General features: G+C 72.7%; 10 protein-coding genes. 8 read left to right on the forward strand and 2 right to left on the reverse strand.

Going from position 1 to position 12,628, the window contains the following annotated elements; translation table 11 throughout:
• Positions 1 to 80 precede the first annotated feature (80 nt).
• On the forward strand, positions 81 to 1,553 hold the full coding sequence (locus tag ACIBCM_RS09850) for a CoA transferase (protein WP_399241475.1): 1,473 nt from the start codon (positions 81 to 83) through the stop codon (positions 1,551 to 1,553).
• Between the two features lie 210 nt (positions 1,554 to 1,763).
• On the opposite strand, the gene ACIBCM_RS09855 is transcribed toward ACIBCM_RS09850, so the two are convergent.
• Entirely contained in the window at positions 1,764 to 4,460 is a 2,697-nt protein-coding gene (locus ACIBCM_RS09855; protein WP_399241476.1) for a SpoIIE family protein phosphatase, read from the reverse strand.
• A gap of 186 nt (positions 4,461 to 4,646) precedes the next feature.
• Positions 4,647 to 6,521: an FAD-dependent oxidoreductase gene (locus tag ACIBCM_RS09860; RefSeq protein ID WP_399241477.1), complete on the reverse strand. Its 1,875-nt coding sequence runs from the start codon at positions 6,519 to 6,521 to the stop codon at positions 4,647 to 4,649.
• Positions 6,522 to 6,765: 244 nt separating this feature from the next.
• Here ACIBCM_RS09860 and ACIBCM_RS09865 point away from each other — a divergent pair, with 244 nt between their 5' ends.
• The 7 genes from ACIBCM_RS09865 to ACIBCM_RS09895 all read left to right on the forward strand — a co-directional run bounded on the left by ACIBCM_RS09865 (position 6,766) and on the right by ACIBCM_RS09895 (position 12,496).
• Positions 6,766 to 7,902: a SchA/CurD-like domain-containing protein gene (locus ACIBCM_RS09865; protein WP_399241478.1), complete on the forward strand. Its 1,137-nt coding sequence runs from the start codon at positions 6,766 to 6,768 to the stop codon at positions 7,900 to 7,902.
• A 58-nt stretch (positions 7,903 to 7,960) separates the two neighbouring features.
• Positions 7,961 to 8,389, forward strand: a complete 429-nt coding sequence (locus tag ACIBCM_RS09870; RefSeq protein WP_399241479.1) for a cupin domain-containing protein — start codon at positions 7,961 to 7,963, stop codon at positions 8,387 to 8,389.
• Positions 8,386 to 9,651, forward strand: a complete 1,266-nt coding sequence (locus ACIBCM_RS09875; RefSeq protein ID WP_399241480.1) for a beta-ketoacyl-[acyl-carrier-protein] synthase family protein — start codon at positions 8,386 to 8,388, stop codon at positions 9,649 to 9,651. Before ACIBCM_RS09870 ends, ACIBCM_RS09875 begins: the two co-directional genes overlap by 4 nt.
• Before the next feature lie 506 nt (positions 9,652 to 10,157).
• Entirely contained in the window at positions 10,158 to 11,372 is a 1,215-nt protein-coding gene (locus ACIBCM_RS09880; protein ID WP_399241644.1) for a beta-ketoacyl synthase N-terminal-like domain-containing protein, read from the forward strand.
• A 47-nt stretch (positions 11,373 to 11,419) separates the two neighbouring features.
• Positions 11,420 to 11,677 carry an acyl carrier protein gene (locus ACIBCM_RS09885; RefSeq protein ID WP_399241481.1) on the forward strand — a complete coding sequence of 86 codons (258 nt, stop codon included), beginning with the start codon at positions 11,420 to 11,422 and terminating at the stop codon, positions 11,675 to 11,677.
• A 1-nt stretch (position 11,678) separates the two neighbouring features.
• Positions 11,679 to 12,137, forward strand: a complete 459-nt coding sequence (locus tag ACIBCM_RS09890; protein WP_399241482.1) for an SRPBCC family protein — start codon at positions 11,679 to 11,681, stop codon at positions 12,135 to 12,137.
• Entirely contained in the window at positions 12,134 to 12,496 is a 363-nt protein-coding gene (locus ACIBCM_RS09895; protein ID WP_399241483.1) for a TcmI family type II polyketide cyclase, read from the forward strand. The genes ACIBCM_RS09890 and ACIBCM_RS09895 overlap by 4 nt, the downstream gene beginning before the upstream one ends.
• The last annotated feature ends 132 nt before the right edge of the window (positions 12,497 to 12,628 follow it).

Raw genomic sequence — 12,628 nt, forward strand, 5'->3', positions numbered from 1 at the left:
CGTCGGCGCCCGACCTTGCCGCCCCGACCCCGGTGACCGCGCCCGCCACACCCCGCCCCCATCTCGTGCAGGCTGGACGTATGACGGCTACCACCGACTCCGCGACCGCCCACGCCTGGGCCGCCCTCGGAGGGGCGCCCGGGCTTATCGGGAGGGTGTCGTACGAAGGGGCCCATGGTGTGCTGCCCGCACGGCTGCCGGTGCGGGAGCTGGCACGGGCCACCGTGGGTGCGTGTTCGCTCGCGGCCGCCGAACTGCTGGCGCGACGCCGATCCGGGCCCGTACCGGCGGTACGGGTCCATGAGGCGGCGGTGGCCACCGCGTTCGTGAGCGAACGCCATCTGCGGGTGGACGGACGGGTCCCGCGGTCCTTCGCGCCGCTGTCCGGGTTCTGGCCCGCGGCCGACGGCTGGATCCGCACTCATGCCAACTACCCGCACCACCGCTCGCGGTTGCTGGAAGCCCTGGGCATCCCCGACTCGGGCGACGACCGCGCTCTCGCCGGGCGGCTGGCGGACGAGCTGGCGGGGCGTCCGGCGTACGAGGTCCAGGAGACCGTGTACACGGCGGGAGGCCTGGCCGTGGCCGTGGGTTCCGTACCCCTGGACACGGGGCTCCTCCTGGACACCGGGCTCTCACCGGCCGCCGGGACCCTCCGGGGCAGCCGGCTGCCCCAGGACACGGCGCTCCTCCCGGATACAGGGCCCCCTCAGGAGATCGGACTCCCTCTCGTCGAGTCCCGGCCCGCCGGGTCGCCCCTCCCCGGCCCCCTGCCCGCGGCGGATCTCCCGGCGGCGGGCGTGCGGGTCATCGACCTGACCCGGGTGATCGCCGGGCCGGTCGCCACCCGGACACTCGCCCTGCTGGGAGCCGATGTGCTGCGGGTGGACCCACCGGCTCTGCGGGAGGACGCCGACGCGCACGCCGACACCGGGATGGGCAAGCGCTCGGCCCTGCTGGATCTCACCGCCCCCGGGGACCGGCGTGTCTTCGACGGCCTGCTCGGCTCGGCCGATGTCGTCCTCACCGGTTACCGGCCCGGCGCGCTCGACCGGCTCGGGCTGGCCCCCGACGAGCTGTCGTCCCGGCGGCCCGGCCTGATCGTCGGACAGCTCTCCGCCTGGGGCCGGTCGGCGGGACCCTGGGCGTCGCGACGGGGGTTCGACTCTCTCGTCCAGGCGGCGAGCGGTATCGCCTCGGCCGAGTCCGGCGACGACGGCCGCCCCGGAGCGCTGCCCGCGCAGGCGCTGGACCACGGAACCGGATACCTCCTCGCCGCCGCCGTACTGCGCGCACTGAGTGATCGTCAAGACACCGGCCGGGGAAGGCACTTGCGGCTCTCCCTCGCGGGCACCGCCTCCTGGCTGCTGCGCGGTGTCCGCCCCGCGCCCCTCGAAGGCCCCGCCTACACACCGGAACCCTGGCTCACGAGGACCCCGTCACCGTACGGAGTACTCGACCACGCCCTCCCGCCGCTGGACTACGAAGGGGCACCCCGGACCTGGGCCCGCCCGCCCACCCGGTGGGGCGGCGACCGGCCGGTCTGGCTCTGACCGGGCATGCGGTCACCCGGTCACCCGTAACCCGTCTCCCGTTCACCCGGCCCGGGGGCGCCGGGGCCCGGAACCAGCTCCGCCGGGAGCCCCGACAGCCATGCGTCCCCCCAGGTCGGCCCCGCGCTTCCCGGGCACGTACACCCCCGGCCCGTACACCCGTACGCCCCCTGGCGCGCGCGGCACCGGCACCCCGGGCCATCCCTTCCCTCAGAACTCCACCGGCGGCGACTCCTGCGACCCCGACAGCGGCTGCTCCGTCCAGATCACCTTGCCGTCCGGTGTGTACCGCGTACCCCAGCGGTCCGCGAACTGGGCCACCAGGAACAGGCCCCGCCCGCCCTCGTCCGTGCTCGCCGCCTGGCGCAGATGGGGTGAGGTGCTGCTGCGGTCGGAGACCTCGCAGATCAGCGTACGGTCGCGGATCAGACGTACCCGGATGGGGCCGATCGCGTACCGGATCGCGTTGGTCACCAGCTCGCTGAGGATCAGCTCCGTCGTGAACGCCTCGTCCGCGAGGTCCCACTCGGTGAGCTTGCGGGCCACGGACGACCGTACCTCGCCCACCGCCGACGGATCGGACGGCACCGTCCACTCGGCGACCTGCGCGGAGCCGAGGACATGGGTACGGCCGACGAGGAGTGCGACGTCGTCGCGCGGATTCTGCGGGAGCAGGGCGCGCAGTACCGCCTCGCACGTCTCCTCGGGGGAGCGGTCGGGGTGGCCGGAAAGGGTCTCCCGCAGCAGGGTGAGACCCTCGTCGATGTCCCGGTCCCGGTCCTCGACCAGACCGTCGGTGTACAGCACCAGACTGGTGTTCTCGGGGAGCCGCAGCTCCAGGGTCTCGAAGGGCAGCCCGCCGAGGCCCAGCGGCGGACCGCCGGGGACGTCCGCGAAGGCCGCCGTACCGTCGGGGCCGACCACCAGGGGCTGGAGATGCCCGGCGCGGGCCATGGTGCAGACACCGGTGGCCGGATCGTAGATCGCGTACAGGCAGGTCGCCCCGGTGACCCCGCCGCCCTCCCCGGGCTCGTCCTGGTCGAGCCGGGCCACCAGTTCGTCCAGATGCCACAGCAGCTCGTCGGGCGGCAGATCGAGGGTGGAGAAGTTGTGTACGGCCGTGCGCAGCCGGCCCATGGTCGCCGCCGCGTGCAGCCCGTGGCCCACCACATCGCCGACGACCAGCGCCACCCGCGCGCCCGGTAGCGGGATGATGTCGAACCAGTCGCCGCCGACCCCGCCGAGCCCGCCCAGCCCCGCCTGCGCGGGACGGTAGCGGTGGGCGACCTCCAGCGCCGTCTGCTCCGGCAGACCGCGCGGCAGCAGACTGCGCTGGAGGGTGACGGCCATGGTGTGCTCGCGCGAGTAGCGGCGGGCGTTGTCGACACTGACCGCCGCGCGGGCGACCAGCTCCTCCGCGAGGGAACGATCCTCCTCCTCGAACGCCTCCGGCTGCTCCGAACGCCAGAACATCGCCACGCCCAGAATCGCCCCGCGCGCCCGCAGCGGCACCGCGATCATCGAGTGGAACCCGGCCGCGATGAGCTTGCGGGCCCGGGCCGGGGCCTGCTGCTCCCAGCCGGTGTACGCGCCGAGGTTCTGCTCCAGGATCGCCTCGCCCTTGCCGAGGCCCGCCCCCATCCGGGTGGTCGGCAGAAACCGGATCGTCGTGCCCAGCTGGAAGAGGGCGGTGTCGTCGCGCAGACCGGCGAAGGCCGTACGGCGCATATCGGCGCCCGCGCCCGTCGCCGTGGGCTCCTCTCCGCGCAGCACCGCCTCCACCAGGTCGACGGTCGCGTAGTCGGCGAACCGGCCGATGGCGAACCCGGCCAGCTCCTCGCAGGTGCGCACCACATCCAGGGTGGTGCCGATCTCCGTACCGGCGTCGTAGAGCAACTGGAGCCGGGCCCGGGCCACATCCGCCCGGCCGCTGAGCGCCTGGAGTTCCGTGGAGTCCCGGAAGGTGGCCACCGTGCCGGGCGGGCCGCCGTCCTGGTCGGTCGAGCGCTGGTTGACGGCCAGGAGCCGCTTGCCGACCCGGTACACCTCGTCGGTGGCGATCCGGCCCGACGACAGCAGCCGGGCGGTGAGCGGGTCGAGCCCCAGCTCGTCGACGGGACGGCCCTCCACCTCGGGGGGCAGATCGAGCAGCCGCCGCGCCTCGTCGTTGGCGAGCAGCAGCCGCCCGTCACCGCCCACGATCAGCACTCCCTCGCGCACGGCGTGCAGGACCGCGTCGTGGTGCTCGTACATCCGGGTCATCTCTTCGGGGCCCAGGCCGTGCGTCTGCCGCCGCAGCCGGCGGGAGACCAGGGCGGTGCCGACGGTGGCGAGCAGCAGCACACCGCCGGCGACGCCGAGGAGCAGCGGGAACTGCTCCTCCACGACCCCGCTGACATTCGCCAGGGTGACCCCGGCCGAGACCGCGCCGATGATCCGGCCGTCGGCGGCGCGCACCGGCACCACCGCCTGGACGAGCGGGCCGATCGTCCCGACGATCCGCTCGGTGACGACCTTCCCCTGGAGCGCGGGCTGAAGATCCCCGACGAAGTGCTTGCCGATGCGGTTGGGCTTGGGGTGGGTGTAGCGGATCCCCTGGGTGTTGACGACGACGATGAAGTCGACGTGCGAGAGCCTGCGGGCGATCTCCGCGCGCGGCTGGAGGACGGCGGTCGGATCGGGGCTCTGGAGCGCCGCCGCCGTGCCCGGGGCACTGGCGAACGTCTCGGCCACGGAGACCGAACGGCGGACCGCCTCGCGCTCGCTGTCCGAACGGGACTGGAGAACGAGCGCGATCATGCCCGCGGCGACAAGCAGCACCACGATCGCCACCTGGAGCAGAAAGACCTGACCCGCGACACTGCGCATCTGCAGGAACGAGCGCGGGCGACCGTAGCGTGCGGCCATGTCCTCTTTCTACACCTCCCGCAAAACGTGGGCTATCCGCGCACGGTAGAGCCCGGAAGCCGCCCGGGCGGCCCGTTCTCCGTCACTGCCGGCGTGATGTTCACCGCGCGCGCCGGTCCGGTCTGTCTGCCCCGTGGGAGAGGAGTCAACTCCTGTGGAATTCGGCCATTGGTGCCGGGGCGTGGCTCAGACCGGCGCGGCACCCTCACGGCCCGCCACCTCGGGCTCCCTGTCCACGAGTTGAGAATCTGCGACCAGGGAATGGGACGCCGTCGCGGCCGCGGGTTCCACGGCGGGCTGCCGGGGCGGGTCGGCCGGCAGCTGAGATTCCCCGGCCAGCAGCTGAGACTCCTCGGCCAGCATCCGGGCCTCCTGCTCCGGTGTACGGGTGTCCAGGCTCAGCACCAGCGTCAGCGCCTCCGCGACCGCCGCCTCCGGTGCGGGCACCGGCCCCGGCGAGCGCCAGGCCACGAACCCGTCCGGCCGTACCATCAGCGCACCGCCGGCCTCCAGCCCGTGCGCCGCCTCCCAGTCCGCGCCCTCCTCAGGGACCAGAGAGGCATCCGGACCGCGTCCGATCGTGTACACCTCGACCGGCACGGAGAGCCGGGCCGCCGCGTGCCGGGTCACGTCCGCCCAGATGGACCCCTCACCGCAGAGCACGACGACGGACCGCTCGTACAGGTCCACCGTCGAGATCCGCTCGCCCGCCCGGGTCACCCACAGATGCGGTGCGCGCGTGCCCGGGTCGGCCGTCAGCCGCAGCTGCTCCGGTACGACGGGACGCTCCGGGTCGGCGCCGGCGACCGCGCCGCGCGGATAGCCGTACCCCATCGCCACCGTGAGGACCGCGCCCTGGCGGCCACCCGGATTGACCGGCGGGGCGTAGCCGGGGTGGCTGTGCTCCGCCGAACGGGCCGACGCCCGCTCACCCGTCGTACACGCCACCGGAAGCCGCTCCTCGCCGTAGGTCTCCAGCAGACCGGGACCGGCCCAGCCCTTGAGCACCGCCGCGAGCTTCCACGCCAGGTTATGGGCGTCCTGGATACCGGTGTTGGAGCCGAACGCGCCCGTCGGGGACATCTCGTGGGCCGAGTCACCGGCGAGGAACACCCGGTCGGCGGAGTACTCCTTCGCCACCCGCTCGGCCGCGTGCCACGGAGCCGTTCCGGTGATCTCCACATCGAGATCGGGCACCCCGACGGCCCGCCGGATGTGCTCACGGCAGCGCTCGTCCGTGAAGGCCTCCAGCGGCTCGCCGTCCTCCGGGTGCCAGGGCGCGTGGAAGACCCAGCGCTCCTTGTTGTTCACGGGAAGCAGGGCGCCGTCCGCGTCCGGCCGGGTGAGATAGCAGACGATGAACCGGCGGTCCCCGACCACATCGGCGAGCCGATGGGACGTGAACGTGATGCTCACATTGTGGAACAGCTCGCCATGACCGCTCTGGCCGATGCCGAGCCGCTCGCGCACCGGGCTGCGGGGGCCGTCGGCCGCGACCAGATAGTCCGCGCGTACGGGGAACCGCTCACCGGTCACCCGGTTCTCCACCAGCGCGCCGACACCGGCGGAATCCTGCTCGAAGGAGAGGAGTTCGTGCGAGAAACGCAAGTCCGCGCCGTACTCGCGGGAACGCGCCTCCAGCACCGGCTCGATGTCGTTCTGACTGCACAGACACCAGCCGCTGGGGCTCAGCCGGGCATGGGCGCCGCCCGGGTCGATCTTCCGGAACAGCCACTTCTCGTCGTCGCCGGTCAGTGAACCCGCTTGCAGGATCCCGTGGTTGCCGGCGAGAACGGCCGACGCCTCACGGATCTCCCGTTCCACCCCGGCGACCCGGAACACCTCCATCGTGCGGAGGTTCATCCCCCGGCCGCGGGGGTGGTCGGAGGTGCCCGAGTGCTTCTCGACGAGCAGATGCGGAATGCCGTGCCGGCTCAGGAACAACGAGGTCGACAGGCCTACGAGGGACCCGCCCACGACCAGGACCGGAACCCGGTGGGGTGGGGAGTCGGAGAACGGTGCGGTTGCCGCCGCTGCGGCGGTCTTCAGGGGCTCTTGCATGGGTTCTCTGTGCCCGGTGCCACAAGGGTTCCCCCGCCCATTCACTCGCATGGTGCCCATCTCTCGCGCCACCCGTGGTACCGGATCACGATCGGATCACGGGAGCGCCCCGGCCATGAGGGGCGATCGTGCGCATCCGCGGGGCGGCTGACCACGCCACGGGAGCGAACCCCCTGTTGATGACCGACTTGCGTTGGGCCGTGTCCATGACGGCGGCGCGGTCGCTAAAGGAGTGTGAACACGGATGACCACCTTGTCGGAACGCATATCGCAATCGGCCTTCGACGGCTCCAGGCTCCGCGTCGTACTGCTGCTGGACCTCTTCGACGGGGCCCAGAACCAGTTCCTGGAGGCGTACGAGCACATGCGCAACAGCGTGGCCTCGGTCCCCGGCCACATCAGCGACCAGCTCTGCCAGTCGATCGAGAACCCGTCGCAGTGGCTCATCACCAGCGAATGGGAGAGCGCGCCGCCCTTCCTCGCCTGGGTCAACAGCGAGGCGCATGTGGAGACGGTCATGCCGCTCCACAGCTGCGTCAGGGACACCCGGTCGCTGCGGTTCAGCGTGCTGCGCGAGACGGGCCAGGCGTTCAGCGCCGCGCCCGAGCAGCAGGTGCGGACCGGGCTCCAGCCGGTGCCGCGCGTCGGGGACGGAGTCGTACGCCACGCCCTCACCTTCACCGTCAAGCCGGGCAGCGAGAAGACCGTCGCCAAGATCCTCGCCGGATACGCCTCACCGGCGTCCCGTGTCGACGACGCGACCCGGCTGCGCCGCACCTCCCTGTTCATGCACGGCAACCGGGTCGTGCGGGCGATCGAGGTGCAGGGCGACCTGATGGCCGCCCTGCGGCATGTCTCACGGCAGCCCGAGGTACGGGCCGTCGAAGAGGCCATCAACCCCTATCTGGAGCAGGACCGCGACCTGGACGACCCCAACTCGGCCCGGCTCTTCTTCACCCGCGCCGCGCTCCCCGCGGTGCACCACGTCTCGTCGGAGGGCCCGACACCCGGTGAGGTGAACCGGCACGCCCTGATCTACCGGGCCAAGGAGGACTGCGGTCTCGCCGTCGCCCGGATGCTCGCCCAGCAGGACGAGGCCGCGGCGGAGAGCCGCAGCCCGATCGTGAGCAGCACCATCTTCCAGCGGGACGACATCGTTGTCCGGCTGATCGACGTCAGCGGTCCGCTCGACGACCGCCCGGTGCTCGCGCTCGGCGTCCAGGGCACCCGCAAGGCCGCCACCCTCGCCCGGCTGCTCGTCGACGGCGACCAACTGCCGGACGTACAGAAGGCCGAGGAGGGCGACGCGCGGATCAAGCGCTTCGTCACCCGCTCCGACATGCAACTCGTCACCGACCGCTACGCACCACCAGAGTCCTGACCCGCACGCGCCCCCGTACCCGCGTCAGGTACGGGACCCGCAGATGGAGGAATCCAGCATGACCACGCACACCCCACGCATCGTGGACCTCAGCGAGACCCAGCCCAACACCCGGCGCGGCGGCGACCTGCGCGCGATGCTCACCCCGACGGCGGTGGGCGCCACCACCGGCTTCATGGGCCTCGCCATCGTGCAGCCCGGAGAGCGGATCGGCGAGCACTACCACCCGTACTCCGAGGAGTTCGTGTACGTGGTGAGCGGACTGCTGGAGGTGGACCTCGACGGCGTGGCGCACAAGATGCGCCCCGACCAGGGGCTGCTGATCCCGGTGAACATGCGGCACCGGTTCCGTAACGTCGGCAATGTCGAGGCCCGTATGGTCTTCCATCTCGGCCCGCTCGCGCCCCGCCCCGAACTGGGCCACGTCGACACGGAGGAGACCGAGGCCCAGGGCAGCCCCCCGGAACGGACGGGGGTCGGTTCATGAGGCGGCGGGTGGCGGTCACCGGGGTCGGCATCGTCGCCCCCGGCGGCGTCGGCGCCCCGGCGTTCTGGGACCTCCTGGAGAACGGCCGCACGGCGACCCGGGGCATCACGCTCTTCGACCCCGAGGGCTTCCGCTCCCGGATCGCCGCCGAGGTCGACTTCGACCCGGCGGTGCACGGCCTCGACGCACAGCAGGTGGCGCGTTCGGACCGGTACATCCAGTTCGCGCTGGTCGCCGCCCGGGAGGCGATATCCGACGCGGGGCTCGACCCCGCCCGGGAGGACCCCTGGCGCGTCGGAGTGTCCCTGGGCACCGCCGTCGGCGGCACCACACGGCTGGAGCACGACTATGTCGCCGTCTCCTCCTCCGGCGAACGCTGGGCCGTGGACCACCGCCCGGCGGGACCCCATCTCCACCGTGCCTTCTCGCCCAGCACCCTCGCCTCCGCGGTCGCCGAACAGGTGGGCGCCCGCGGCCCGGTGCAGACCGTCTCCACGGGCTGCACCTCCGGGCTCGACGCCGTCGGATACGCCTTCCACGCCATACAGGAGGGCCGGGCCGACGTCCTCGTCGCCGGTGCGTCGGACTCGCCGATATCACCCATCACCGTGGCCTGCTTCGACGCCATCAAGGCGACCTCGCCCAACAACGACGACCCGGAGCACGCCTCCCGGCCGTTCGACGCCGACCGGGACGGGTTCGTCATGGGAGAGGGCGGAGCGGTCCTCGTCCTGGAGGAGCTGGAACACGCACGCGCCCGGGGCGCCACCGTGTACTGCGAGATCAGCGGCTACGCCACCTTCGGCAACGCCTACCACATGACCGGGCTCACCCCCGAGGGACTGGAGATGGCCCGCGCCATCGACACCGCCCTCGCGCACGCCCGGATCGACAGCACCGCGATCGACTACGTCAACGCGCACGGCTCGGGCACCAAGCAGAACGACCGTCATGAGACCGCCGCGGTGAAGAGATCCCTCGGTGACCACGCCTTCAAGACGCCCATGAGCTCCATCAAATCCATGGTGGGGCACTCGCTCGGCGCGATCGGCGCGATAGAACTCGTGGCCTGCGTCCTGGCGATGGACCGTCAGGTGGTGCCCCCGACGGCCAACTACGAGACCCCCGACCCCGAATGCGACCTGGACTATGTGCCGCGTACGGCGCGACCGCGGAAGCTGCGCAATGTGCTCTCCGTCGGCAGCGGGTTCGGCGGATTCCAGTCCGCGGTCGTGATGACCCGGCCCAGTGGGAGGACATGATGGGCAGCTCCCCTCAGGACTCGTCCGGCACATCCGGTACGAGGACCCCCTCCGGCGGAAAGACCTCCGCCGGCCGGGCCGGCATGTCCCGCAAGGGCGCCGGCCCGGGGAAGAACACCCGGTCCGGCAGGAATCCCCGCCCTGGCAGGAATCCCCGTCCCGGCAGGGAGACCGGTCCCGGCAGGGAGACCGGTCCCGGCAGGGACGCCGGTCCCGGGAAGGGCGGCGAGCCCGGTGGGACCGCCGGTCCCGGCCGGGCCGCGGCCTCCGGAAGATCCCGCACCACCGGTGGACCGGCCTCCGGGGGGCCCCGCGCCACCGCCGCCACGGGCGGGAAGTCCGCCACGGGCCGAAGGGCCGGCACCGGCGGGACCGCCCGCGCGGGGAGGAACACCCCCGCCGGGAGCAAGGCCCCCGCACGGGGGAGCGCCCTCTCCGGCAGGCCCGCCCGTTCCGGGACCCGTGGACGGCGTGACGCGGACGGCGGCGCGGCCCGGCGTACCGTCATCACCGGTATCGGCGTCGTCGCGCCCAACGGCATCGGCGCCGACGCCTTCTGGAAGTCGACGCAGGAAGGCATCAGCGTCCTCGACCGGGTCTCCCGGGAGGGGTGCGAACAACTGCCGCTCCGCGTCGGCGGGGAGGTCCGCGAACTCGACCCCGGAACGGTCGTCGAGGAGCGCTTCCTCGTCCAGACGGACCGGTTCACCCACTTCGCGATGGCCGCCGCCGACCTCGCCCTCGCCGACGCCCGGCTCGGCCGGGCCGACTACGAGGACTCGCCCTTCGGGGTGGGGGTCGTCACCGCCGCCGGGTCGGGCGGCGGCGAGTTCGGCCAGCGCGAACTCCAGCAGCTGTGGGGCCGCGGCTCCCGGTTCGTCGGCCCCTATCAGTCCATCGCCTGGTTCTACGCGGCCAGCACCGGACAGATCTCCATCCGGGGCGGCTTCAAGGGCCCCTGCGGGGTGGTGTGCAGTGACGAGGCCGGCGGGCTGGACGCCTTCGCCCACGCCGCCGGGGCGATCGCCCGGGGGACCGACGCGGTCGTCGTCGGCTCCGCGGAGGCGCCGCTGGCGCCCTACTCGGTCGTCTGCCAGCTCGGCTACGAGGACCTGAGCACCTGCGAGGACCCGGCCCGCGCCTACCGGCCCTTCACCTCGGAGGCCCGTGGCTTCGTCCCCGCCGAGGGCGGCGCGATGCTCGTGGCCGAGGAGGAGTCCGCGGCGCTGCGGCGCGGTGTACGCCCCCGGGCGTACGTGGCCGGGCACGCCGCCACCTTTACCGGTCCTTCCCGGTGGCCCGAGTCCCGGGAAGGACTGGCCAGATCGATCGAGGGCGCGCTCAAGGCCGCCGGATGCGCGCCCCAGGACATCGACGTGGTCTTCGCCGACGCCCTCGGCGTACCGGAGGCCGACCGGGCGGAGGCGCTGGCCATCACCGACGCCCTCGGCGCCCACGGGCGACGGGTGCCGGTCACCGCCCCCAAGACCGGCATCGGCCGGGCGTACTGCGGCGGGCCCGTACTCGATGTGGCCGCGGCGGTCATGGCCATGGAGCACGGCCTCGTACCGCCGACCCCGAATGTGTTCGACGTCTGCCACGACATCGATGTCGTGACCGGCCGGGCCCGGCGCATACCGCTGCGCACCGCGCTGGTGCTCAGCCGCGGGCTCATGGGGTCGAACGCCGCGCTGGTGCTGCGCAGTGCGGCCCCCGCCTGACCCGGCCGACCGGCCGGACCGCCTCCCACCGAGAAGGAGTACGTCCCATGGACACCCTGACCGCCGCTGAACTGGCCTCCCTGATGCGGAAGAACGCCGGCATCGCCGTCGAGCCCGACGCGTTCGAGGACCGGCTCGACACACCCTTCGAGGAGTACGGCCTGGACTCACTGGGCCTCCTCGGCATCGTGGCCACGCTGGAGAACCAGTACGGCCGGCCCATGCCCCAGGACGCGGAGCGCTGCAAGACGCCCCGTCAGTTCCTGGACCTCGTCAACAACACCCTGACCAAGAGCGGAGCCTGACGTGCCCGGACACACCGAGAACGAGATCACCGTCGCCGCGCCCCTGGACCTCGTCTGGGAGATCACCAATGACCTGGAGAACTGGACCGATCTGTTCAGCGAGTACGCGTCGGTCGAGATCCTGGACCGCAAGGGCGACACGACGACCTTCCGGCTGACCATGCACCCCGACGAGAACGGCACGGTGTGGAGCTGGGTCTCGGAGCGCACCCCCGACCGTGAGAACCGCAAGGTACGGGCCCGGCGTGTCGAGACCGGTCCCTTCCAGCACATGGACATCCACTGGGAGTACTCGGAGGTGCCCGGCGGGACCCGGCTGCACTGGCGGCAGGACTTCGCGATGAAACCGGACGCGCCCGTCGACGACGAGTGGATGACCGACAACATCAATCGCAACTCGAAGATCCAGATGGCCCTCATCCGGGACAAGATCGAGGCCCGTGCGGGGGTCTCCCGATGAGTGCGCGGGGGACCGCGGCGCCCGACCGGACGTCCACCCATCAGGCGCTGATCGTGGCCCGGATGGCGCCCGGCTCGGCGTCCGGGATCGCGGAGCTGTTCGCGAAGTCCGACGGCGGCGAGCTGCCGCATCTGGTCGGCGTCCGGCGCCGGAGCCTGTTCCAGTTCGGCGAGGTGTATCTGCATCTGATCGAGTCGGACGGGCCGCCGGGACCCGCGATCGCGCAGGTGACGGAGCACCCCGAGTTCCGGGACCTGAGCGATCGGCTGACCGCCTTCATCAGTCCGTACGACCCCGCCACCTGGCGGAGCCCGAAGGACGCGATGGCCCGTCAGTTCTACACCTGGGAGCGCGACTGACCGCCCGGTCGTGGGGCGGGGCCCCCGCCCCCCGGCCCCCCGGCCGCCGCCCCCCCCCCCCCCGGGGGGGCCCGGGGGGGGCGGGGGGGGCGCGGGGGGGTCCCCCCCGGGGGGGGGCGGGGGGGCCGGCCC

This window comes from Streptomyces sp. NPDC051018, assembly GCF_044456085.1.
Taxonomy (GTDB): Bacteria; Actinomycetota; Actinomycetes; order Streptomycetales; family Streptomycetaceae; genus Streptomyces.